The 22,377-nt window shown below is 66.6% G+C and carries 27 protein-coding genes; 7 read left to right on the top strand and 20 right to left on the bottom strand.

What is annotated here, in order from left to right; genetic code table 11:
- Positions 1-98: 98 nt before the first annotated feature.
- Positions 99-731, top strand: a complete 633-nt coding sequence (gene upp / locus AC5P7E_RS13860) for a uracil phosphoribosyltransferase (RefSeq protein ID WP_005409099.1) — start codon at positions 99-101, stop codon at positions 729-731.
- Between the two features lie 63 nt (positions 732-794).
- Here the strand turns inward: upp and AC5P7E_RS13865 are convergent, their stop codons facing one another.
- Together AC5P7E_RS13865 and AC5P7E_RS13870 are read right to left on the bottom strand one after the other, a co-directional pair.
- On the bottom strand, positions 795-1,274 hold the full coding sequence (locus AC5P7E_RS13865) for an SRPBCC family protein (RefSeq protein ID WP_024956419.1): 480 nt from the start codon (positions 1,272-1,274) through the stop codon (positions 795-797).
- A complete protein-coding gene (locus tag AC5P7E_RS13870) occupies positions 1,255-1,680 on the bottom strand; it encodes an ArsR/SmtB family transcription factor (RefSeq protein WP_223846393.1) in 426 nt (141 codons plus the stop codon). Before AC5P7E_RS13870 ends, AC5P7E_RS13865 begins: the two co-directional genes overlap by 20 nt.
- Before the next feature lie 60 nt (positions 1,681-1,740).
- Between AC5P7E_RS13870 and AC5P7E_RS13875 the strand changes: the two genes are divergently transcribed.
- Positions 1,741-2,034 carry a PsiF family protein gene (locus tag AC5P7E_RS13875; RefSeq protein ID WP_005412985.1) on the top strand — a complete coding sequence of 98 codons (294 nt, stop codon included), beginning with the start codon at positions 1,741-1,743 and terminating at the stop codon, positions 2,032-2,034.
- Positions 2,035-2,342: 308 nt separating this feature from the next.
- Here AC5P7E_RS13875 and AC5P7E_RS13880 read toward each other — a convergent pair whose 3' ends face one another.
- From AC5P7E_RS13880 to rsmD, 6 genes are all read right to left on the bottom strand, one after another.
- The gene (locus AC5P7E_RS13880) at positions 2,343-3,230 is read right to left on the bottom strand and encodes an MBL fold metallo-hydrolase (RefSeq protein ID WP_005412984.1); all 888 of its coding nucleotides are present in this window, start codon (positions 3,228-3,230) and stop codon (positions 2,343-2,345) included.
- 120 nt (positions 3,231-3,350) lie between these two features.
- Complete coding sequence (gene ggt, locus AC5P7E_RS13885; RefSeq protein ID WP_099605424.1) at positions 3,351-5,081, bottom strand: gamma-glutamyltransferase; 1,731 nt, start codon at positions 5,079-5,081, stop codon at positions 3,351-3,353.
- Positions 5,078-5,359, bottom strand: coding sequence for a YfhL family 4Fe-4S dicluster ferredoxin (locus AC5P7E_RS13890; RefSeq protein ID WP_004153175.1), 282 nt, complete (start codon positions 5,357-5,359; stop codon positions 5,078-5,080). Before AC5P7E_RS13890 ends, ggt begins: the two co-directional genes overlap by 4 nt.
- 132 nt (positions 5,360-5,491) lie before the next feature.
- Positions 5,492-5,983 carry a hypothetical protein gene (locus tag AC5P7E_RS13895; RefSeq protein ID WP_005409092.1) on the bottom strand — a complete coding sequence of 164 codons (492 nt, stop codon included), beginning with the start codon at positions 5,981-5,983 and terminating at the stop codon, positions 5,492-5,494.
- A gap of 60 nt (positions 5,984-6,043) precedes the next feature.
- Positions 6,044-6,553 carry a pantetheine-phosphate adenylyltransferase gene (gene coaD / locus AC5P7E_RS13900; protein ID WP_005409091.1) on the bottom strand — a complete coding sequence of 170 codons (510 nt, stop codon included), beginning with the start codon at positions 6,551-6,553 and terminating at the stop codon, positions 6,044-6,046.
- Positions 6,554-6,579: 26 nt separating this feature from the next.
- Complete coding sequence (gene rsmD, locus AC5P7E_RS13905; RefSeq protein ID WP_049461091.1) at positions 6,580-7,158, bottom strand: 16S rRNA (guanine(966)-N(2))-methyltransferase RsmD; 579 nt, start codon at positions 7,156-7,158, stop codon at positions 6,580-6,582.
- A 651-nt stretch (positions 7,159-7,809) separates the two neighbouring features.
- Here rsmD and htpG point away from each other — a divergent pair.
- Complete coding sequence (gene htpG / locus AC5P7E_RS13910; RefSeq protein ID WP_114618654.1) at positions 7,810-9,702, top strand: molecular chaperone HtpG; 1,893 nt, start codon at positions 7,810-7,812, stop codon at positions 9,700-9,702.
- Positions 9,703-9,841: 139 nt separating this feature from the next.
- On the opposite strand, the gene AC5P7E_RS13915 is transcribed toward htpG, so the two are convergent.
- On the bottom strand, positions 9,842-10,141 hold the full coding sequence (locus AC5P7E_RS13915; RefSeq protein WP_114618653.1) for a hypothetical protein: 300 nt from the start codon (positions 10,139-10,141) through the stop codon (positions 9,842-9,844).
- A gap of 129 nt (positions 10,142-10,270) precedes the next feature.
- On the opposite strand from AC5P7E_RS13915, the gene ftsY reads away from it, so the two are divergent.
- The 3 genes from ftsY (at position 10,271) to AC5P7E_RS13930 (ending at position 13,071) form a co-directional block, all read left to right on the top strand.
- Positions 10,271-11,587 carry a signal recognition particle-docking protein FtsY gene (gene ftsY, locus AC5P7E_RS13920; protein WP_114618652.1) on the top strand — a complete coding sequence of 439 codons (1,317 nt, stop codon included), beginning with the start codon at positions 10,271-10,273 and terminating at the stop codon, positions 11,585-11,587.
- Positions 11,588-11,671: 84 nt separating this feature from the next.
- Positions 11,672-12,796 carry an A/G-specific adenine glycosylase gene (gene mutY, locus AC5P7E_RS13925; protein WP_005412977.1) on the top strand — a complete coding sequence of 375 codons (1,125 nt, stop codon included), beginning with the start codon at positions 11,672-11,674 and terminating at the stop codon, positions 12,794-12,796.
- A gap of 5 nt (positions 12,797-12,801) precedes the next feature.
- The gene (locus AC5P7E_RS13930) at positions 12,802-13,071 is read left to right on the top strand and encodes an oxidative damage protection protein (protein ID WP_005409085.1); all 270 of its coding nucleotides are present in this window, start codon (positions 12,802-12,804) and stop codon (positions 13,069-13,071) included.
- Positions 13,072-13,145: 74 nt separating this feature from the next.
- Here AC5P7E_RS13930 and AC5P7E_RS13935 read toward each other — a convergent pair whose 3' ends face one another.
- The 10 genes from AC5P7E_RS13935 to AC5P7E_RS13980 all read right to left on the bottom strand — a co-directional run bounded on the left by AC5P7E_RS13935 (position 13,146) and on the right by AC5P7E_RS13980 (position 20,211).
- Positions 13,146-13,595 carry a DUF6491 family protein gene (locus tag AC5P7E_RS13935; protein ID WP_114618651.1) on the bottom strand — a complete coding sequence of 150 codons (450 nt, stop codon included), beginning with the start codon at positions 13,593-13,595 and terminating at the stop codon, positions 13,146-13,148.
- 221 nt (positions 13,596-13,816) lie between these two features.
- Positions 13,817-14,530 carry a lipoprotein-releasing ABC transporter ATP-binding protein LolD gene (gene lolD, locus AC5P7E_RS13940; protein WP_005409083.1) on the bottom strand — a complete coding sequence of 238 codons (714 nt, stop codon included), beginning with the start codon at positions 14,528-14,530 and terminating at the stop codon, positions 13,817-13,819.
- Positions 14,523-15,764 carry a lipoprotein-releasing ABC transporter permease subunit gene (locus AC5P7E_RS13945; RefSeq protein WP_114618650.1) on the bottom strand — a complete coding sequence of 414 codons (1,242 nt, stop codon included), beginning with the start codon at positions 15,762-15,764 and terminating at the stop codon, positions 14,523-14,525. Before AC5P7E_RS13945 ends, lolD begins: the two co-directional genes overlap by 8 nt.
- A gap of 23 nt (positions 15,765-15,787) precedes the next feature.
- Positions 15,788-16,237, bottom strand: a complete 450-nt coding sequence (locus AC5P7E_RS13950) for a hypothetical protein (RefSeq protein WP_049451041.1) — start codon at positions 16,235-16,237, stop codon at positions 15,788-15,790.
- On the bottom strand, positions 16,188-16,436 hold the full coding sequence (locus AC5P7E_RS13955) for an FAD assembly factor SdhE (RefSeq protein ID WP_005409080.1): 249 nt from the start codon (positions 16,434-16,436) through the stop codon (positions 16,188-16,190). Before AC5P7E_RS13955 ends, AC5P7E_RS13950 begins: the two co-directional genes overlap by 50 nt.
- Positions 16,437-16,534: 98 nt before the next feature.
- Positions 16,535-17,320: a succinate dehydrogenase iron-sulfur subunit gene (locus tag AC5P7E_RS13960; protein WP_005409079.1), complete on the bottom strand. Its 786-nt coding sequence runs from the start codon at positions 17,318-17,320 to the stop codon at positions 16,535-16,537.
- A 66-nt stretch (positions 17,321-17,386) separates the two neighbouring features.
- On the bottom strand, positions 17,387-19,177 hold the full coding sequence (sdhA, locus tag AC5P7E_RS13965) for a succinate dehydrogenase flavoprotein subunit (RefSeq protein ID WP_114618649.1): 1,791 nt from the start codon (positions 19,175-19,177) through the stop codon (positions 17,387-17,389).
- A gap of 31 nt (positions 19,178-19,208) precedes the next feature.
- Positions 19,209-19,595, bottom strand: coding sequence for a succinate dehydrogenase, hydrophobic membrane anchor protein (gene sdhD / locus AC5P7E_RS13970; RefSeq protein ID WP_005409077.1), 387 nt, complete (start codon positions 19,593-19,595; stop codon positions 19,209-19,211).
- Positions 19,592-19,984 (bottom strand): succinate dehydrogenase, cytochrome b556 subunit, encoded by a 393-nt coding sequence (gene sdhC, locus AC5P7E_RS13975; RefSeq protein ID WP_005409076.1) that lies wholly within the window; start codon positions 19,982-19,984, stop codon positions 19,592-19,594. Before sdhC ends, sdhD begins: the two co-directional genes overlap by 4 nt.
- Positions 19,985-20,040: 56 nt before the next feature.
- Entirely contained in the window at positions 20,041-20,211 is a 171-nt protein-coding gene (locus AC5P7E_RS13980) for a DUF1674 domain-containing protein (protein WP_005409075.1), read from the bottom strand.
- 39 nt (positions 20,212-20,250) lie between these two features.
- Between AC5P7E_RS13980 and ygfZ the strand changes: the two genes are divergently transcribed.
- The gene (ygfZ, locus tag AC5P7E_RS13985; protein ID WP_005409074.1) at positions 20,251-21,126 is read left to right on the top strand and encodes a CAF17-like 4Fe-4S cluster assembly/insertion protein YgfZ; all 876 of its coding nucleotides are present in this window, start codon (positions 20,251-20,253) and stop codon (positions 21,124-21,126) included.
- A gap of 127 nt (positions 21,127-21,253) precedes the next feature.
- Here ygfZ and AC5P7E_RS13990 read toward each other — a convergent pair whose 3' ends face one another.
- On the bottom strand, positions 21,254-22,336 hold the full coding sequence (locus AC5P7E_RS13990) for an ABC transporter ATP-binding protein (RefSeq protein ID WP_099527503.1): 1,083 nt from the start codon (positions 22,334-22,336) through the stop codon (positions 21,254-21,256).
- Positions 22,337-22,377: the final 41 nt, after the last annotated feature.

Consider the following 22,377-nt stretch of genomic DNA (forward strand, 5'->3'; position numbering starts at 1 on the left):
ATCTGCACATTTCATGCGGGCCGTCTCCGGCCCCGGTTTGGGGTTGGGCGCCCAATCCGGCAAAATGGCGTCCTCTCTCCTTATCCCCCTTCCCGACCATGAAGATCGTCGAAGTGCGCCACCCGCTGGTGCAGCACAAGATCGGCCTGATGCGCAACGCTGCGCTCAGCACCAAGGATTTCCGCGAACTGGCCAACGAGCTCGGCACGCTGCTGGCCTACGAGGCCACCGCCGACCTGGACACCGAGCCGCACACCCTGCCCGGCTGGGCCGGTCCGGTCACCGTGCAGCGCATCGCCGGCGCCAAGATCACCGTGGTGCCGATCCTGCGCGCCGGCCTGGGCATGCTCAGCGGCGTGCTGTCGCTGATCCCGGCGGCACGCGTCAGCGTGGTCGGCCTGCAGCGCGATGAGGAAACGCTGCAGCCGGTGCCCTACTTCGAGCGCCTGACCGGCCGCCTGGAAGAACGCGACGCGCTGATCCTGGACCCGATGCTGGCCACCGGCGGCACCCTGATCGCCACGATCGACATGCTCAAGCGTGCCGGCGCCCGCCGCATCAAGGGCATCTTCCTGGTGGCCGCGCCGGAAGGCATCGAAGCAGTCAAGGCCGTGCATCCGGACGTGGAAATCTACACCGCGGCCATCGATGCCCAGCTCAACGACAAGGGCTACATCCTGCCCGGCCTGGGCGATGCCGGTGACCGCATCTTCGGTACCCGCGTCGGCTGAGCCGCCGAACCGGGGTCGGATCCCTTTCGCAGAAAGGGCTCTGACCCCACCCCGGATGCCGGCCTACAGGCCGGCCGCGAACGCTTCCAGCTGGCCGATGACGGTGTTCCAGCCGTCGAAGAAGCCCATCTGCTCATGCTGGTCGCGCAGGGCCTTGTCCGGGTGCATCACCTGCGCGGTGTAACGACAGCCCTGGCCCTCATCCTCCATCGAGATGATGGCGGTGAAGCCCAGCCACGGTGACTGCGGCCGCCAACCCGGGCCCAGCATCGAGGTGAACACCAGACGCTGCTGCGGCACGATCTCCAGAAAGCTGCCCGGGTTGTCACTGCTGCCGCCGTCGGGGCCCTGCATGAAGGTGTGGAAGGCGCCGCCCGGGCGCAGGTCGAAGGCACGCACTTCGGTGGACCACGGCTTCGGGCACCACCACTGGCGCAGCAGCTCCGGGTCGGTCCACGCCCGCCACAGGGCGGCGCGCGGTGCGTTCAGTACGCGACTGATGACCAGATCGGTCTCGGGGTTGTTACCTGCGTCTACGGCCATGGGCCTGCTCCTGTCGGTGAAGGGTTTCGACAAACTCGACCATGCGGTCGGCGCGCGTTTCCCATATGGCACGTTGTTCGGCCAGCCATTGCTCGGCCTGGCCCAACCGTTCCGGCACCAGTTCGCAGGTGCGCACACGCCCCTGCTTGCGGCTGCGCACCACGCCACTGCGCTCCAGCACGGCCAGATGCTTCATCAGCGAGGGCAAGGCCATCTCAAAAGGCTCGGCCAAGGTCGACACCGTGCGCGGCCCCTGCCCCAGCGCCGCCACGATCGCGCATCGGGTGGGGTCGGCCAGTGCCTGGAACACGTCTTGAATGGCGGGATCATACTTACCCATATGGCTAATTAATACGCCGATCTGAATGCCCCTGCAAGCGGTCGCTGCCGAGGCACGATTCTTCACGTGGCGTTGCTGCCTGCAGGCCAATGCTCCGCGCACCCGCCACCGCCTGGAGTGCTCTCGATGAAAGCTTCTTTCCTGCTGGCCGCTGTCCTGCTGGTCGGCCTGCCCCTGGCTGCCAATGCCACCACGCCGCAGCAGCAGCGCATGGCCGACTGCTCGGCCAAGAACAAGGGCTTGAAGGGTGACGCCTACAAGACCGCGCAGAGTTCCTGCCTCAGTGGCCACGCTGCCGAAGCCAAGCCGGCCAACGCGCAACAGGAACGCATGCGCAAGTGCAACGCTGACGCGGGTGCCAAGAAGCTGGCCGGTGACGCGCGCAAGACCTTCATGAGCAGCTGCCTGAAGGCGTCGTAGCATCGCTCGTCCAGTTCAATCGAATGGGGGCAGAGCCCGTTGCACAGCAATGGCATTCGACCCCATTTGAATATCGATATCTGACAGATGTGCCGACCAACGGTCGGCACCCACCAATAGCCACCGGCCACCTGTCAGAGGTGGGGGCGGTGTGGGTGGGCAGGCGCCGTGGATGACGCCATCGAGCCCCCATGGATGGGTTTACGGCGTGTCCTGACCATCCACACCGCCCCGCCATCCCACGGAATGCCGTTCTTGATCTTGCTTCGGCTTCTGCAGGTGCAGGGAGCAGCCCTGCCGAACACCCGTCACCCCAGCGCGCGCGCCTTCAGTTCACCCTGCTCGTGCAGGGTCACGAAACGCCCCTTGTCATCGCGACCCAGCTGCGCCAGCGCCACCTGCGGGTCGTGGGTGAAAAACAGATGCACGTTGCGCGCCAGCTTGTCCTCAAGGAACTGCCGCTTCTCGTCGATCAGGAGCTCGGCATTGCGGTCATAGCCCATGGTGATCGGCACGTGTACCCATGAGCGCCCCGGGATCAGGTCGGCACAGAACACCACCCCGCCGTGCGCATCTTCGCCGGCATGCGCGTGGCCGACGATCTCGGCCAGCATCAACCCCGGCGTGTGGCCATCGCTGTAGCTGAAGCGAACGCTGCGACCCAGAACCTTCGAATACTCGCCGTCCACCACTTCCAGGCGACCGCTGGCCTGCAGCAGGCCAGGCAGCTCCGGAATGAAGCTGGCACGGTCGCGCGGATGCGGCTGCATGGCGCGCTGCCAATGCTGCGCACCGACCACATAAGTCGCATTGGGGAACAGCAGTTCCGGCTCACGCCCTTCGCTCCATGCCGCCAGCAGGCCACCGGCATGATCGAAATGCAGGTGGCTGAGCACGACGACATCAATGTCCTCGTGCTCGAAACCTGCTTCACGCAACGAATCGATCAGTACGTGCTGGCTTTCCTGCACGCCATAGCGCTCACGCATGCGCGGATCGAAGAACGCCCCGATACCGGTTTCAAACAGCACGGTCTTGCCTTCCAGCGGGCTGGCAAGCAGCGCACGGCAGGCCAGCTCGATGCGATTGAGCTCGTCCGGTGCCGCCCATTTTTCCCACAACGCGCGCGGCGCGTTGCCGAACATCGCGCCGCCGTCGAGGCGCTGCGAGTTTCCGCGAATAGACCAGAGTTTCATGTGTCGATTATCGGCGCCGGCTCGTTAAATAATCGCTAGAAAGGAAACAGAAAACCCCGCCGTCAAAGGCGGGGTTTCGGTAAACAGCCAGATTGGCGGCCAGCGGCCGGCACGACCGGATCAGCGTGCCGGCACGACCAGGGCGCTGCCCACCGGGTTGCGCGGGTCGCTGCCGCCAAACAGCTTGTTGGCCTTCCGGTCCCATTCCACGGTCTGCAGGTTGCCCCACACGTGGCTGGACCCGCGGCCCCCGGCGGCGACATTGCCCGGCAGGTCGATCTTGTGACCCATCGCCTGCAGCTGCTTCACCGTGGCCGCGTCGAATGCATCGTCCTCGGCTTCGATCAGGTCCGGCAGCCACTGGTGGTGGTAGCGCGGCAGCGCGGCAACCTGCTGCGCGTCCAGGCCGGCGTCGTAGCCGAGGATGCCCAGCAGCACCATGGTGATGATGCGGCTGCCACCCGGGGTGCCCAGCACCACCACCTTGTCGGCGTTCTCCATGAAGGTCGGGGTCATCGAGCTGAGCATGCGCTTGCCCGCCTTCGGCGCATTGGCCTCGTAGCCCATCACGCCGAACGCGTTGGGCGTGCCCGGCTTCAGCGCGAAGTCGTCCATCTCGTTGTTCAGCAGCACGCCGGTGCCCTTCGGAATCAGCCCCGAGCCGTACAGCAGGTTGACGGTCTGGGTCGCGCCGACCCGGTTGCCGTCACGGTCGATGATCGAGAAGTGCGTGGTCTCGTCGTCTTCCAGCGGGGTCGGGTTGCCCGACAGCAGGTCGCTGGGCGTGGCCTTCTCCGGATGGATGGTCGCCCGCAGGCCCTGTGCGTAGTCCTTGCTGGTCAGCACCTTCTGCGGGATCTGCACGAAGTCCGGATCGCCGAGGAAGAAGGTGCGGTCGCGGTAGGCACGGCGCATCGACTCCACCACCAGGTGGGTGCGGTGCGCCGGGTCCATCTTGTTGATGTCCCAGCCTTCCAGGATCTGCAGCATGCTGGCCAGCGCGATGCCACCGGACGACGGCGGCGGCGCGGTGGTGATCTTCCAGCCGTTGTAGTTGAACACGATCGGTTCGCGCTGCTTCACGCGATAGCCGGCCAGCTCTTCAGCGGTCCACTTGCCGCCGGCCTGCTTCACGCCGGCCAGCAACAGCTTTCCGGTCTGGCCCTTGTAGAAGCCATCGAAGCCACCTGCGGCCAAGCGCTCCAGCGTCTGTGCCAGCTCCGGCTGCTTGAACAGGTCACCGCTGGCGATCGGCTTGCCGTTGCGCAGGTAGACCTCACGGGTGCCGGGATAGCGCTCCATCACCTCACGGCGAGAGGCATAGCCCTTGGCCATGCGGTCGTAGACCGGGAAGCCTTCGCGCGCGATGCGGATCGCCGGCTGCAGCGATGCAGACAGCGGCAGCTTGCCGTGCTTGGCCGACAGCTCGACCAGCGCCGCAGGCAGGCCCGGAATACCGGCCGACCACGCACCGTTGACCGAGCGGTCACGGTCCAGGTTGCCCTGCTTGTCGAGGAAGGCCTGCGGCGTTGCCGCGGCCGGCGCGGTCTCGCGCGCGTCCAGCATCACGTCCTTGCCGGTGGCCGCGTCGTGCAGCAGGAAGAAGCCACCGCCACCCAGCCCGGAACTGATCGGCTCGACCACCGCCAGCGTGGACGATACCGCCACCGCGGCGTCGAAGGCGTTGCCGCCCTGCGCCAGGATGTCGATGCCGGCCTGGGTGGCCAGCGCGTGGCCGCTGGCAATGGCCGCGCCGTCGGGGCGCTCGGCACGGGCCGGGCTGTCGGCCCAGGCAATCGGGCTCAGCAGCAGGCCGAGCAGCAACAGGCGGCGGACGATCAGCGTCTTCATTCGGATGGGGGCTCCGCATAGAGTTCGGGGTGATCGTGCTGCAGCTGGCGCAGTTTGGCCAGCAGCTGGTCTTCCGTTTCCACGATCTCCGGGTCCGGATCGATGCACTCGACCGGGCAGACGACCACGCACTGTGGCTCGTCGAAATGACCCACGCATTCGGTGCAGCGCGCAGGGTCGATCACGTAGATGGTTTCACCCATCGCAATGGCCTGGTTCGGGCAGGCCGGCTCGCATACGTCGCAGTTGACGCAGAGCTCGTTGATTTTCAGCGACACGGCGATACTCCTCGCCCGCGCCCTGGGACAAAGGACCGGCCAGCGCGGGCGCGCGGGCCGGTCAGGTCATCGGCGGCGCCCTTGCAGGACGCCGCCCGGGCCATGCCGGAGCATGGCCGCCATGGCTCGGTATTACTTGGCTTCGACGAAAATGTACTCGGCACCGGTCGGCTGGATGGCAGCCTGCACGCGGGCGTTGTCGGCCGACTGGCCGATGAAGACGACACGCACGCCCTTCATCGAATCCGGCGACACGTCCTTGAACACGGCCTGGATCATGTCAGCCATCTTGCCCGAGGCCGACGAACCGAAGGCCAGCATGTTGCCCGGCTGCACGCCACGGGCCACGGCCTGGGTCGCGCTCTCGGTCTGGCGCTCGTACTTGGCCTGGAAGTCCGGGTCCGATTCCGGCGAGAGGTAGTACAGGAACGGGCTGTTGGTGATATTGCCCATGTTCTGGATGGCCACTTCCTGCAGGTACTTCTTCCAGCCTGCATCATCATCCTTGGCCGGGGCGACCAGAGCCTGCTTGGCCTCGTCGACCGGAGCGGCCTCTTCCTTCTTGCAGGCGGTGAAGGCCAGGGCCAACGAAGCGATCAGCATCGCGCGCATGGTGGTGTTCATGGGTTTCCTCCCGGAATGGTGCGTGGTGTTGTACGTAATGGGGTGCGGGTACAGCGGGGCTTACGACTGTGCCGCCTTCGCTTCGCGGACCTTGCGCAGGGCTTCGAGCACCGCGGCCGGCACGAAGCCGGACACGTCGCCGCCCAGGCGCGCGATCTCGCGGACCAGCGAGGACGAAATGAAGCTGTGCTGCTCGGCCGGGGTCAGGAACAGGGTCTCGACCTCGGGGATCAGGTGGCGGTTCATGCTGGCCATCTGGAACTCGTACTCGAAGTCGGACACCGCGCGCAGGCCGCGCAGCAGCACCCCACCCTGGACCGAACGGACGAAATGGGCCAGCAGGGTGTCGAAGCCGATGACCTCGACGTTGCCATGGTGGCCGAGTGCGCCACGCGCCAGCTGCACGCGCTGCTCCAGCGGTAGCGCCGGGCCCTTGGACGGGCTCTGCGCCACGCCCACCACGACCTTTTCAAACAGCGGCGCGGCCCGGCTGACCAGGTCGATATGACCGTTGGTGATCGGGTCGAACGTGCCGGGATAGACGGCAATGCGGCGGTTGGCCACGGTCATGGGCGGATGCAGATGTTCAGATGAGGTCAAAGTGTAGCAGTGGCGCGGCGGTACAGGGCAAAGCGCACCTCGCGGGTGCCGCCCTCGCGGTGCAGCAGCCAGTCCGGCGGCAGCACCGGCACGTGGCCGGCCGGCGATTCCAGGTACAGCCAGGCATCGGCGGCCAAGTGCCGCGGCAGCTGCGCCAGCACGTCCTGCCACAGGCCATCGGCGAACGGCGGGTCGATGAAGACCAGATCGGCCTGCTGCGCGGGCGCGCCCTGCAGCCAGCGCAGGGCATCGGCCTGCACCACGGTGATCTGGTCGGCGGCCTGGAGCTTGGCCACGGCCGCGGTCAGGTTGCGTCCCAGCTGCGCGTCGCGCTCGACCAGGGTGGCGTGGGCGGCACCGCGCGAGACCGCCTCCAGGCCCAGCGCGCCACTGCCGGCGAACAGGTCCAGCACCCGCGCGCCGCCCAGTCTGGGCATCAACCAGTTGAAAAGGGTCTCGCGCACGCGGTCACTGCTGGGCCGCAGCCCCGGAAGGGTCGGCACCGGCAGGCGGGTATTGCGCCAGCGACCGCCGATGATGCGGACCTGGCCGTCGTTGCCCCCACGGCCGCTCATTGGCGCCCCCGGCGGGGTTCATTCGAGAATTTCAGCATGAGCGGGATTGTAGTCGTCCGGGCGGCGCCCGGAACCCGCAGAGGCCGAAGCAACAGCCAGAGCAACGGCAAAAGCTGGTTTCCTGTGGGTAGGCGGGGTGGGCCAGGTTGTGGGGGACGCCGTAAACCCGTCCATGGGGGCTTGGCCGCGGCATCCATGCCGCGGACACCCCCACAACCTGCCCCACCCCGCCTTCGACAGTTTCCTGCGATCTGCCGGAAGGTCTCTTGGGGTCAGATCCGTTTTCCTGCGGAAAACGGATCTGACCCCATTTGATGTATCGATATCTGACAGATGTGTCGACCAAGGTCGACACCTGCCAACAGCCGCGTGAACCTGTCAGAGGCGGGGCGGTGTGGGTTGGCAGGACCGTTGGCGCCATGGATGGCGCCATCGAGCCCCCATGGATGGGTTCACGGCGTGTCCTGCCAACCCACACCGCCCCGCCATCCCACGGATAGCCCGCTGCTGCTGTTGATGTTGCTGTTGCATCGGCCTCTGCAGGTGCAGGGCTGCAAGCCCTGCCGACCAACCCTTGATTTCGGGACAATCAGCCATACCCCTTGGCGAGGCCGCACGCGCTGGCGCGGCATTGCACATGGAGCCCTATCGATGACCGAGACCACCCAGACCGAAACCCTTGGCTTCCAGACCGAAGTCAAGCAGCTGCTGCAGCTGATGATCCACTCGCTGTACTCCAACAAGGAGATCTTCCTGCGCGAGCTGGTCTCCAACGCCGCTGACGCTGCCGACAAGCTGCGCTTCGAGGCCCTGACCCAGCCGGCCTTGCTTGAAGGTGACAGCGAGCTGCGCGTGCGCGTCAGCTTCGACCCCGCCGCGCACACCATCACCATCGAAGACAACGGCATCGGCATGAGCCGCGCCGAAGCCATCGCCCACCTTGGCACGATCGCCAAGTCCGGCACCGGCGATTTCCTGCGCCAGCTGTCCGGCGACCAGAAAAAGGATTCGCAGCTGATCGGCCAGTTCGGCGTCGGCTTCTACAGTGCCTTCATCGTTGCAGACCAAGTGGAAGTGACCTCGCGCCGCGCCGGCCTGGCTGCAGGCGAAGGCGTGCGCTGGACCTCGCGCGGCGAAGGCGATTTCGAAGTGGCCACCATCGACAAGGCCGAGCGCGGCACCCGCATCGTGCTGCACCTGAAGGACGGCGAGCACGACTTCGCCGATGGCTGGCGCCTGCGCGGCATCCTCAAGAAGTATTCGGACCATATCGGCCTGCCGATCCAGATGCCGAAGGAAGGTGGCGAAGAAGGCGCCGCGGTCGAATGGGAAACCGTCAATCGCGCCAGCGCGCTGTGGACCCGCCCGCGCACCGAGATCAGCGACGCCGAGTACACCGAGTTCTACAAGCACGTGGCACACGACCACAGCGATCCGCTGGCATGGAGCCACAACAAGGTCGAAGGCAAGCTGGAATACACCTCGCTGCTGTACGTGCCCGGCCGCGCGCCGTTCGACCTGTATCACCGCGATGCCCCCAAGGGCCTGAAGCTGTACGTGCAGCGCGTGTTCGTGATGGACCAGGCCGAGCAGTTCCTGCCGCTGTACCTGCGCTTCATCAAGGGCGTGGTCGATTCCAACGACCTGTCGCTGAACGTCTCGCGCGAGATCCTGCAGTCCGGCCCGGTCATCGATTCGATGAAGGCCGCGCTGACCAAGCGCTCGCTGGACATGCTGGAAAAGCTGGCCACAGACAAGCCGGAGCAGTACGCCACGTTCTGGAAGGAATTCGGCCAGGTGCTGAAGGAAGGCCCGGCCGAGGACTACAACAACCGCGAGAAGGTGGCCGGCCTGCTGCGCTTCGCCTCCACACGTGGCGACGGCGATGCGCAGAACGTGTCGCTGGCTGACTACCTCGGCCGCATGGCCGAAGGCCAGGACAAGATCTACTACCTGACCGGCGAGAGCTACAGCCAGGTGCGCAACAGCCCGCACCTGGAAGTGTTCCGCAAGAAGGGCGTGGAAGTGCTGCTGCTGACCGACCGCATAGACGAGTGGCTGATGGGCTACCTGACCGATTTCGACGGCAAGGGCTTCGTCGACATCGCCCGCGGCGACCTCGACCTGGGCGTGCTGGAAACCGAAGCGGACAAGCAGGAACAGGAAGCAGCGGCCAAGGACAAGCAGGGCCTGGTCGAGCGACTGAAGACGGTGCTGGGCGATGACGTGGCCGACGTGCGCGTCTCGCACCGCCTGACCGATTCGCCGGCGGTGCTGGCCATCGGCGAACAGGACCTGGGCCTGCAGATGCGCCAGATCCTGGAAGCCAGCGGGCAGAAGGTGCCGGACAGCAAGCCGGTGCTGGAGATCAACCCGGGCCATCCGCTGATCGCCAAGCTGGATGCTGAAGCCGATGGCGCGCGTTTCGACGATCTGGGCCGGGTGCTGTTCGACCAGGCTGCATTGGCCGCCGGCGACAGCCTGAAGGATCCGGGCGCCTATGTGGCGCGTCTGAACAAGCTGCTGCTGGAGCTGTCGGCCTGATCGACAAGGTGGCCGCCGGGCATGGCCCGGCGATGCTCTGGTAGAGGCCAACCTTGGTTGGCACCTGCCAGGGCGGATCGAGCGTGCCAACCAAGGTTGGCACCCACCACAGGCGGCGGTTGGCACCTGGCGAGCGGGTTCAGGCCTCGCGATCCAGCAGCGAGCCGAGCATCTGGTCCTGGCGTCGGATCACCGCGGCGTTGGAAGCGAAAGCCACCACCTCGGCTTTCGCTGCCAGCAGATCACCCAGTGGTGCACTGACATCGGTGCCGGTAGGGGTCACCGCGGCCTGCACCCCGCCCTGCTCCAGCGTACTGCGTTGCAGCTGCAGGCGCTGGGCATCAGGAGTCGCCAGGTTGGCCACGTTGTGCGCGGCCACCTGCACGCCCTGCTGGGCCGCACGCATCCCGCCGAGGGCGATTCCCATCACGTTGTTCATGGCGGTCTCCGGACCGCCCTGCGCAGCCCTCCGGACCGGTTAACGGCCGGCCGGCCGCGACCTTGAGTCCACATCGGCCCGACAGGCCTGAGTGGTAGCATATCCCTCTGATTTCAGCGCCTTTTGCCAATGCTCAGTTTTTTCCGCCGCAAGAAGCCCCAGGATGCCCCCGCAACGGAGGCACCCAAGACCCAGCACTACTCGGCTGAAGAGCTGGCGGCGGCGTTTCCGTCGGCCGCACCGGCCGAGGACAAGGAGCCGGCACCGGTAGCCGTACCGGCCGAGCGTGCACCGGTCGAGCCGCCCCCGGCAGTCGCCGTTCCGGTCGCTGTCGAGCCCACCCCGGTGATTCCGGCCCCAGCCGCACCGGTTCCGGCAGCTCCTGCGCCCACGGCGCAGATCGACGTCGCCCCCATCGCGACCCCGGCCATCGAACCGGCACCCGCACCGGTGCCCGAGCCCACCCCGGCACCGGTCACCGACGACCTGCCTGCTGCCGCCTCGGTCGACGCTGCTCCGGCACCTTCCGGCAAGCCCGGCTGGCGCGAACGCCTGCGCAACAGCGTCATCGCGCGCAGCTTCGGTGGCCTGTTCTCGCGCAACCCAAAACTCGACGACGACCTGCTGGACGAGCTGGAAACCGCCCTGATCACCGCCGACGTCGGCGTGGGTGCCACCACCGACCTGGTCGAGGGGCTGCGCAAGCGCATGAAGTCGCGCGAGTTCGCAGATGCAAATGCGCTGCTGGCCGCGCTGCGCGCCGAGCTGATCGCGATCCTGCAGCCGGTGGCCAAGCCGCTGGTGATCGACCGCAATGCCAAGCCCTTCGTGGTGCTGACCGTCGGCGTCAACGGCGTTGGCAAGACCACCACCATCGGCAAGCTGGCCAAGCGTTTCAAGGATGAAGGCCACAGCCTGATGCTGGCCGCCGGCGACACCTTCCGCGCCGCCGCCGTCGCACAGCTGCAGGCCTGGGGCGAGCGCAACGGCGTGGCCGTGGTCGCCCAAGGGCAGAACGCCGATGCCGCTTCGGTGGCATTCGATGCGCTGCAGGCCGGCAAGGCCCGCGGCACCTCGGTGCTGATCGCCGATACCGCCGGCCGCCTGCACACCCAGTCCGGCCTGATGAACGAGCTGGGCAAGATCCGCCGCGTGCTCGGCAAGATCGACGCCACTGCACCGCACGAAGTACTGATGGTGATCGACGGCACCACCGGCCAGAACGCGCTGTCGCAGCTGCGCCAGTTCAATGCCGCGGTGAACGTGACCGGCCTGGTGGTGACCAAGCTGGACGGCACTGCCAAGGGCGGCGTGGTGTTCGCGCTGGCCCGCGAGTTCGGCATTCCAATCCGCTTCGCCGGCATCGGTGAGCGCCCGGAAGACCTGCGTGTGTTCGATCCGGAAGCCTTCGTTGACGCCCTGCTGCCCGAAGCGCTGGGTGCCTGATAGACCGTGCAGCCAAGCTTGGCGTGGCTCTACTGCAGCCCGGTAGAGCCACCCCATGGGTGGCTGCCCACCTCCGGAATACCGATGCCCCGCCAGCCGCACGCCAGCGCCGGAACCATGCAGACCGACGACTTCGTCGCCCACCTGCTGCATTGGTTCGACGACCACGGCCGCCACGACCTGCCCTGGCAGCATCCGCGCAGCCCGTATCGGGTCTGGTTGTCGGAAATCATGCTGCAGCAGACCCAGGTGAGTACGGTCATCCCGTACTTCCAGCGGTTCCTGCAGCACTTCCCGACCCTGCCCGACCTCGCCGCCGCCAGCAATGACGCGGTGATGGCGCAGTGGGCCGGGCTCGGCTACTACGCCCGCGCACGCAACCTGCACGCGGCAGCCAAGCGCTGCGTGGAACTGCACGACGGCGACCTGCCACGTGACTTCGACGCGCTGCATGCCCTGCCCGGCATCGGCCGCAGCACCGCCGGTGCGATCCTCAGCCAGGCCTGGAACGACCCGTTCGCGATCCTCGATGGCAACGTCAAGCGGGTGCTCAGCCGCTACCACGGCATCGACGGCTTCCCGGGCCTTCCGGCCATCGAGAAGCAGTTGTGGGCGATCGCCGAGGCGCACGTGGCGCAGGTGCCGACCGGGCGCATGGCCGATTACACCCAGGCGCAGATGGACCTGGGCGCGACCGTATGCAGCCGCGCCAGACCCGCCTGCGTGATCTGCCCGCTGCAGGACGCGTGCGTGGCGCGCCGCGAAGGCCGCACCGCTGAACTACCGACGCCCAAGCCCAGCAAGACCCTGCCCGAGCGCGAAGCAGTGGCCCTGCTGCTGCGCGACCCCCAGCAGCGCGTGCTGCTGCAGAAGCGGCCGGACACCGGCATCTGGGCGCAGCTGTGGACGCTGCCGCAGGCCGACGCCGGCAGCGTGCTGCAGGACTGGTTCGATGCCCATGTCGACGGCTCGCTGGAAGACGCCGAGGAACTGCCGGTACTGCAGCACACCTTCAGTCACTACAGGCTGCACCTGCAGGTACTGTCGCGCCAGGTGAACGGCCTGCGCGTGGAAGAACCCACGTTGCGCTGGGTCGCCTACGATGAACTGCCCGCGCTGGGCCTGCCCGCGCCGATCCGCAAACTGCTCGACGGCGCGACGATCAAGACGCCAAAACGAACTTCCAAGAAACCCCGCAACCACGAGTGAGTGCCATGCCCCGAACCGTCTTCTGCCAGTACGAACAACGCGATGCCGAGGGCCTGGACTTCGTGCCCTACCCCGGCGAGCTGGGCCAGCGCATCTTCAACAACATCGGCAAGCAGGCCTGGGCTGCGTGGCTGGCGCACCAGACCATGCTGATCAACGAGAACCGCCTGTCGCCGCGTACGCCGGAACATCGCGCGTTCCTTGAAGGCGAACTGGTCAAGTTCCTGTTCGAGAAGGACGCGCAAAAGCCGGCCGGCTTCACTCCGGAAGCCTGACGCACAGGCAGTGCCGGGCGCTGGCCGGCAACCTGGCATCTGCGCGATGCCGGCCAGCGGCCGGCACTACCGCGCTATTTCGTGTTTTCCTCGCGCTCCTGCACCTGCGCCTGGCGCAGCTCCTGCTCGGAAGCGCGTAGTGCCTTCACATCCAGCTTGCGGATGCTGTCGATGAAGCACGGCATGCGCGGGCCGCCGGTAGGGTCGCGCACCAGCACCTTGTCGAAACGCGCCGAAACACGATTCATCTGGCTGGTCAGGCCGATGGCGGTGGCATATGGCAGGTCCTGGCAGGGCCCCCTCAACTCCAGCAGGTAGGCCTCGCTGGGACGCGTCCATACCGCAAGCGCGCTGTCACCCAGCTCGGTCCAGCCATTGAGGGTGCCGAAGAACTGCATGTCGTTCTGCGGCGCACCGGCATGGGCACGGTACAGGTCAAGCTTATCGGCGCTGCTGAGCCGGCCAGTGGTCGCACACGCGGCCAGCGCCAGGCAGAGTCCGGCCACCAGGAACGGGGTCTTCATGGCGATCTCCTCGGGGAACTGTCGCCATCATGCGCCCGGGCCGGCAACGCCGGCGCGACGACCGACAGCCCCATTCAGGCGCTGGTCGGCGGTCGACCAAGGCCGACCTCTACCAAAGCAGACCCAAGGCCCCGGATTCCGGTAGTCACCAACCTTGGTTGGCGCCTGCCCTGCAGGAGCAGCCGACCAGGGTCGGCTTCCACCAAAGCGGCCCCGGCGCCTCAGACGTCGGCGTGGGCCAGTGCGTGCAGGCGCCCTTCGCGCAGCTCCAGCACCCGGTCGAGGCGGCGCGCCAGGCTGCGGTCGTGGGTGACCAGCACCAGGCTGGTGTGACGCGCACGATTCAGTTCCAGCATCAGCTCGAACACCGTGGCGGCCGTGCGGTCATCCAGGTTGCCGGTCGGCTCGTCACCCAGCACGCAGGCCGGGTGATTGACCAGTGCCCGCGCCACCGCAGCACGCTGCCGCTCACCACCAGACAGCTCGCCCGGCTTGTGATCCAGGCGGTGGCCGAGGCCGACCGCTTCCAGCAGCGTGGTGGCCCGGCTGCTCGCTTCTGCTACCGCAGTGCCAGCCAGCAGTACCGGCATCATCACGTTTTCCAGCGCGGTGAACTCCGGCAGCAGGTGATGGAACTGGTAGACGAAGCCCAGCGCCTGGTTGCGCAGCAGACCGCGCGCGGTATCCGACAGCGCCGACATGCGCTGCCCGGTCACGTAGACCTCGCCGGCGGTTGGAATGTCCAGGCCGCCCAGCAGGTGCAGCAGCGTGCTCTTGCCGGCGCCGGAGGCACCGATGATCGCCACCGTCTCGCCGGCGGTCACGGTCAGGTCCAGGCCATCGAACACCGGGGTCTGCATGCGCCCTTCGGCGTAGGTCTTGCCCAGTGCTTCGGCGCGGATCACTTCGTCGCCGCGGTTGAAGACCTTATTCATAACGCAGGGCCTCCGCCGGCTGGGTGCGTGCTGCCCGCCAGGCGGGATACAGGGTGGCCAGGAAGCTCATCAGCAGCGCGACCACGGTGATCGCCAGCACGTCGCCGGTCTGCATGTCGGTCGGCAGGCCGGTGATGTAGTACACATCCTCCGGCAGCAGCTTGACGTTGAACACGCTCTCGATGGCGCCGAGGATGCGTTCCAGGTTGAGGGTCAGGGTGATGCCGCCGATCAGGCCGGCCAGCGTGCCGAAGATGCCGATCAGCGAACCCTGCACCATGAACACCTGCATCACCCCCCCCGGAGTCAGGCCAAGGGTGCGCAGGATGGCGATGTCGGCCTGCTTGTCGGTCACCAGCATCACCTGCGACGACACCAGGTTGAAAGCGCCCATGGCGATGATCAGCGACAGCAGGATGCCCATCACTACCTTCTCCATGCGCAGCGAGTGGTAGAGGTTGGCGTTCTGCTGGGTCCAGTCACTTACCCGGTACGCGCCGCCGAGGCTCTGCGCCAGGTCCACACCCACTTCCAGCGAGCGGTCCATGTCGTGCAGTTTCAGCCGCACGCCGGTAGCGCCATCGGAACGCAGCACGCGCTCCAGGTCCTGCATGTTGGCGAAGCCGACGCCGCGGTCGACCTCGTTGTAGCCGGCCTCGAAGATGCCGCTGACGGTGAAGCGTTTCATCCGCGGCACTGCGCCAGCAGGCGTGCCCTGCACTTCTGCAAAGGTCACCAGCACCTGGTCGCCAACGTCCACGCCCAGCCAGACCGCCAGTTCTTTGCCCAGCAGCACGTTGAAGCTGCCCGGCTTGAGGCTGTCATAGCTGCCCTTGGTGACCTTCTTGTCGATCACCGACACCTTCGGCTCCAGCGCCGGATCGATGCCCTGGATGATTGCGCCCTGCACGCGCGGGCCGCTGATCATCGACTGGATCTCGATGTACGGCGCGGCACCGGCCACGCGCGGGTCCTTGCGGGCGACGTCCACCACGCGCATCCAGTCCGGCATCGGCTCGCCGTCGCGGCTGATGGTGGTGTGCGCGGTCATCTGCAGCAGGCGGCTGCGGATTTCCTTCTGGAAACCGCTCATCACCGCCAGGGTGGTGATCAGCACCGTAACGCCGAGCGCGATGCCCAGGATCGATGCCATCGAGATGAAGGAGATGAAGCCGTTGCGGCGCTTGGCGCGCAGGTAGCGCAGGCCAATGGCCACGGGAATGGGTTTGAACATGCAGGCACGCCGGTCAATTCAGCTTATGGTGCCATCGACCGGGGCCTACGGGAAACGCCGCGTGCGGCCACGGCCAGTCGCAGTTCACGTCGCTGCCTGGAATCGAGCACATCGGGCCAGAACAGCAGGCGCCGGCGGCGCCGATCCTCACGCCAGAGCAACAACAGCCATGGCCCACGCACGACCAGTTGTGGTGCATCGACGTCCTGCCCGGCCACCTGCAGCGGCTCGGGCGGTACCGGCAGAAGCACCTGCACGCGCGGCCTGCGCTGGCGCCAGGCCAGTTCGGCCAACCCGATGCCCCAGGCCAGCAACACCGCCGGCGTCAGCAGCCTGGGCGGCAGATCCGATGCGCGCAGCAGCCAGGGTGCGGCCAGCAGCACCGCCAGCTGGGCGGCGGCCTGCAGCCGCGAGGGGCGCCACTCAAGGCTTGAGGGCGAGGATCTTCTGCATGAGGGGGATCGCGTGCGCATGCGGGCAGGCCTCATAGCCCATGAACCAGCGCCACAACTTATCGTCCTCGCAGTCGAGCAGGAACAGGAAAACCTCGCGCTCCTCGGTCGGCGCAGTGCTCCATTCGTGGTCGAGATAACGGCCGAACAGCTGGTCCAGCTCACGCATGCCGCGGCGGCAGCGCCAGCGCAGCTTCTTCAGCAGAACGTCTTCTTCCATCGTGTTTCTCCAGATACAGCAAAGCCACGCAAGGCGTGGCTCTACTGGGGTGGCACAGCCACGCATGGCGTGGCTCTACCGGGTACGGCCAGAGCCGATCAGGCGCGGCGTTCCATCATCAGCTTCTTGATCTCGGCGATCGCCAGCGCCGGGTTCAGGCCCTTCGGGCAGGTCCGGGCGCAGTTCATGATGGTGTGGCAGCGGTACAGCTTGAACGGATCTTCCAGATCGTCCAGGCGCGCACCGGTGTCCTCATCACGCGAGTCGATGATCCAGCGGTAGGCCTGCAGCAGGATCGCCGGGCCCAGGTAACGCTCGCCGTTCCACCAGTAGCTCGGGCAGCTGGTCGAGCAGCAGGCGCACAGGATGCACTCGTACAGACCGTCCAGCTTCTTGCGGTCTTCCGGCGACTGCAGGCGCTCACGGTCCGGCGGTGCCGGGGTCTGGGTGCGGATCCACGGCTTGATCGAGGCGTACTGCGCATAGAAGTGGGTCAGGTCCGGAACCAGATCCTTCACCACGTTCATGTGCGGCAGCGGGTAGATCGGCACTTCCTTCTTGCCGCAGTCCGAGATGGCTCGGGTGCAGGCCAGGGTGTTGGTGCCGTCGATGTTCATCGCGCACGAACCACAGATGCCTTCGCGGCACGAGCGGCGGAAGGTCAGGGTCGGGTCGATCTCGTTCTTGATCTTGATCAGGGCGTCCAGGACCATCGGGCCACAGGCGTCCAGATCAACTTCATAGGTATCGGTGCGCGGGTTGCTGTCGTCGTCCGGACTCCAGCGGTAGATCTTGAAGGTGCGCACGTTCTTGCCGCCGTTCTTGACGGGGAAGTGCTTGCCCTTCGTGATCTTGGAATTCTTGGGGAGTGAAAACTCGGCCATGGCTGCTCTCGTTGGCTCAGGCGGCCCGCGCCCTTGGGCGCGGATTGCATGGTAGGCGGGGTCGGATCAGTACACGCGCGGCTTCGGCGGCACCACGGACACGTCGTCGGTCAACGTGTACATGTGCACCGGACGGTAGTCGAAGCTGCACTTGCCCTTCTCGTCGACGCTGACCAGGGTGTGCTTCTGCCAGTTGACGTCGTCGCGGTCCGGGAAATCCTCGTGCGCATGCGCGCCGCGGCTTTCCTTGCGCTGTTCGGCCGAGTTGATCGTCGCCACCGCGTTGAGCAGCAGGTTGTTCAGCTCGTAGGTCTCGATCAGGTCCGAGTTCCAGACCAGCGAACGGTCGGAGACCTTCACGTCCTGGAACGAGTCGAAGATCTTGTCCATCTTCTCGCAGCCTTCCTTCAGCGTCTGGCTGGTGCGGAAGACGGCGGCGTCGGCCTGCATGGTGCGCTGCATGCGATCACGGATGACCGAGGTCGGGGTATCGCCGTTGGCGTGGCGCAGCTTGTCCAGCAGGCCCAGCGCCTTGTCGCAGGCATCGGCCGGCAGCGGCTTGTGCGCCGCGCCCGGCTTGATGGTCTCGGCGCAGCGGTTGGCCACCGCACGACCGAACACCACCAGGTCCAGCAGCGAGTTCGAGCCCAGTCGGTTGGCGCCGTGCACGGACACGCAGGCCGCTTCACCGATGGCGTACAGGCCCGGCACCACGGCATTGTCGTTGTCGCCGACCTTCTGCACCACTTCGCCGTGGTAGTTGGTCGGGATGCCGCCCATGTTGTAGTGCACGGTCGGGATGACCGGGATCGGCTGCTTGTGCACGTCGACGCCAGCGAAGATGCGGGCGCTTTCGGCGATGCCCGGCAGCTTGTCGTCGATCACGCCCGGGCCGAGGTGGGTCAGGTCGAGCAGGATGTGGTCCTTGTGCTCGCCGACGCCGCGGCCTTCGCGGATCTCGATGGTCATCGAACGGCTGACCACGTCGCGAGAGGCCAGGTCCTTGTAGTGCGGCGCGTAGCGCTCCATGAAGCGCTCGCCGCTGCTGTTGCGCAGGATGCCACCTTCACCGCGGACACCCTCGGTGATCAGGCAGCCGGCGCCGTAGATGCCGGTCGGGTGGAACTGCACGAACTCCATGTCCTGCATGGCGATGCCGGCACGCATGGCCAGGCCGCCACCGTCGCCGGTGCAGGTGTGCGCCGAGGTGGCGCTGAAGTAGGCACGGCCGTAGCCGCCGGTGGCCAGTACCACGCCCTGGGCGCGGAACAGGTGCAGGGTGCCGTCGGACATGTCCAGGGCCAGCACGCCGCGGCAGGCGCCTTCGTCGTCGAAGATCAGGTCGAGCGCGAAGTACTCGATCATGAAGCGCGCATCGTGCTTCAGCGACTGCTGGTACAGGGTGTGCAGCATCGCGTGGCCGGTACGGTCGGCCGCCGCGCAGGTACGCTGCGCCGCCGGGCCTTCGCCGTACTTGGTGGTCATGCCACCGAACGGACGCTGGTAGATCTTGCCTTCGGCGGTGCGCGAGAACGGCACGCCGTAGTGTTCGAGCTCGATGATGGCCGGGATGGCCTCACGGCACATGTACTCGATGGCGTCCTGGTCGCCCAGCCAGTCCGACCCCTTGATGGTGTCGAAGAAGTGGTAGCGCCAGTCGTCTTCGCCCATGTTGGCGAGTGCGGCCGAGATACCGCCCTGGGCGGCAACGGTGTGCGAACGGGTCGGGAAGACCTTGGTCAGGCACACGGTCTGCAGGCCCTTGGCGGCCAGGCCGAACGTGGCGCGCAGGCCGGCGCCGCCGGCGCCGACCACGACCATGTCGTACTTGTGTTCGGTGATCTTGTAAGCGGACATCTAATCTGGATTCCTGTGTAGGTGCCTGGGCTCAGGCAACGCCGAGGGCGATGCGGCCCACCGCAAACACACTGACGATCATGCCGAGCACGGCGACGAACTTCACCGCGGTCTGCAGCACCAGGGCCAGCAGCGATTCGTGGATGTAGTCTTCCAGCACGACCTGCATGCCGAGCTGCGCGTGCCAGAACATGGCGATCAGCAGGCCGATCAGCGGCACTGCGTTCCACGGCTTGGCCACGGCGGCGGCGGCGGTCGCGTAGTCCGAGCCCAGCAGGCCCAGCACGAAGACCAGGAACCAGATACCCAGCACCACCAGCGCGGCGGCAGTCAGGCGCTGATGCACGAAGTGCTCGGTGCCGGTCTTCGCCGAGCCAAGGCCACGCACGTTCTTCAACGGGGTACGGAACTTGCTCACGCGGCACCTCCGAACATCACATAGGCCCACACCAGCAGGGTGATCACCAGGCTGCCGGTGACCGACAGCCAGCTGCTGCGGATGAAGGCGGGGATGCTGAAGCCGATGGCGAAGTCCTGCACCACATGGCGGATGCCATTGCACAGGTGATAGGCGAACGACCATGTCCACGCGAACAGGAACACGCGGCCATACCAGGCCCCGGCATGGCCGGTGAAGCAGTTCCAGGACTCGGGCCCCATCATCAGGGCCAGCAGGCCGGCAGCGATGATGAGGGCACCAACAGACAGAAAGACGCCAGTGGCTCGATGCAGGATCGAGGTGGCCATCTGAATCTGCCAGCGATACACCTGAAGGTGCGGGGAAAGTGGGCGTTGTCTGGTCGCCATTCGCTGGGCTCGTTGTCTCGGCTGGGCGGCACGCGGCCGCGTTGGCTCAATGCTGATCAGAAATCGATGCAGCGTCCGTTTTTCTCCCAATCGCCATACCGCACCGGATCAAGTCCGCCGCGGCCGCCGAATTCTTCTGCTTTTTCCTGTTCCACGGGCACGGGTGCCGCGGGGACCAGCGGGGCTTCAGATTCGTCGTCGGGAGTGGGGGTTGTTTGGCCTATCATGTTCGGTCTCGCAACGCACAAATTTTAGACCTCGTTCACGTGCCTGACAACCTGCCCCCTGCTTTCGTCGGATATCCGCGCCTGCCCGGCCACCAGCTGCTGAGCCTGCAGGGCCCGGATGCGGCTGTCTTTGCCCACGCCCAGTTCAGCAGCGATGTCTCCGCCCTGCCCCTGCTGCACTGGCAGTGGAGTGCCTGGTTGAGCGCCAAGGGCCGCACCCTGGCGGTGTTCCAGCTGCTGCGGTTGGCCGACGACCACCTGATGCTGGTGCTGGCGGATGGCGATGCCGATGCGATTGCGTCGCAACTGCAGCGCTTCGTGTTCCGCCGCAAGGTGAAGGTGCTGGTGCGCGATGATCTGGCGGCGGCCGGGGCATTCACTGCGCCCGAGGCCGCCAGCGGCGCCGCGATTGCGCAGGCCGCAGGTGATGGCTGGGAACTGGACCTGGGCAGCGATGCCCTGCCGCGCACCCTGCGCATCGGCGCCGCCGATGCCTTTGCGGCCGGCAGCGAAACCGATGAGGCCGCTTTCGCCCTGGCCTGGCGCCAGGCCGACCTGCGCTACGGGCTGCCGCGGCTGGAAGAAGGCCAGCGCGAGGTGTGGACCCCGCAGCAGCTGGGCCTGGACCGTCTGAACGGCTACAGCGTGAAGAAGGGCTGCTATCCCGGCCAGGAAATCGTCGCCCGCACCCACTTCCTCGGCAAGGCCAAGCGCGCGGTGCAGCTGCTGCATACCGCGGCACCGGCGCAGGCCGGCGATGGCGTGCAGCAGGACGGCGCGGCGCTGGGCACGATCGCCTGCGTGGCCGGCGACCTGGCACTGGCGGTGCTGCCACTGGAGGCCGGTGATGCTGACCTGCAGGTGGGTGATGCCATCGCGCAGCGCGTGCCGTTGCTGGATGGATTGGCACGCTGAAGCAGGTTGGTGGGGATCTGCACTGGTGGGTGCGGACCGTTGGTCCGCACGCCTGAAATGGTAGTGCCGGCCGCTGGCCGGCAACCAAGCACGGTTGAGGCTGCCGACCAGCGGCCGGCACTACCCGTTACAGGCGCTCGCCGGTTTCCGCGCTGAAGAAATGCAGGCCCTGCGGGTGGATCGCCACGCGGATCTGCTCGCCCACCGCCGGCAGCGCCTGCGGCGCCACGCGCATGGTCAGCGCGTGCTGGCCACTGCTCAGGTTGACGAAGATCTCGTTGCCGACCGGCTCGATGCCTTCGATGCGCGCGGTGAACGCATGCGCATCATCGGCGCTGGCCGGCTGCAGGTGCTCCGGACGCACACCCACCGCGATCGGCTTCTGCAGCCACGCCGGATCGATCATGGCCTGGCCCAGCGGTGCACGCCAGTCGCCGTCGACCACGGTCACGCCGCTGGCATCGCCCTGCAGCGTGCCGCGCAGCACGTTCATCGCCGGGCTGCCGAGGAAGCCGGCCACGAACAGATTGGCCGGACGATCGTACAGCGCCATCGGCGTATCGATCTGCTGGATGATGCCGTCCTTCAGCACCACGATGCGCTGGCCCAGGGTCATCGCCTCGACCTGATCGTGCGTCACGTAGATCATGGTGGTGCCCAGCTTGCGGTGCAGCTGCGCGATTTCGGTACGCACGCTGTGGCGCAGCTTGGCATCCAGATTGGACAGCGGCTCGTCGAGCAGGAACACCGCCGGCTCGCGCACCAGCGCCCGGCCCAGCGCAACACGCTGGCGCTGGCCGCCGGACATCGCCTTGGGCAGCTTGTCCATCATCTCGGTGAGGCCCAGCGTCTGCGCCGCCTCGGCGATGCGCTTGTCGATGGTGGCCTTGTCATGGCCGCGCAGCTTCAGCCCAAAGGCCAGGTTCTCGGCCACCGTCATGTGCGGGTACAGCGCGTAGCTCTGGAACACCATCGCGATGTCGCGATCCTTCGGCGCCACATCGTTGACCACGCGATCACCGATGGTCAGCGTGCCGCCGCTGATCTCTTCCAGGCCAGCCACCATCCGCAGCAGGGTCGACTTGCCACAGCCGGAGGGACCGACCAGCACCATCAGCTCGCCATCGGCGACCTCGAAGGTGGCGTCCTTCACCGCGACCTGGCCGTTGTCATAGACCTTGCGCACACCCTGCAACTGCACTTTTGCCATATCACCTATCCGGTCCGCCCGAAGCCGGGCTGTCTTTTGGG

It is taken from the genome of Stenotrophomonas sp. YJH_SMC_25 (assembly GCF_059369595.1).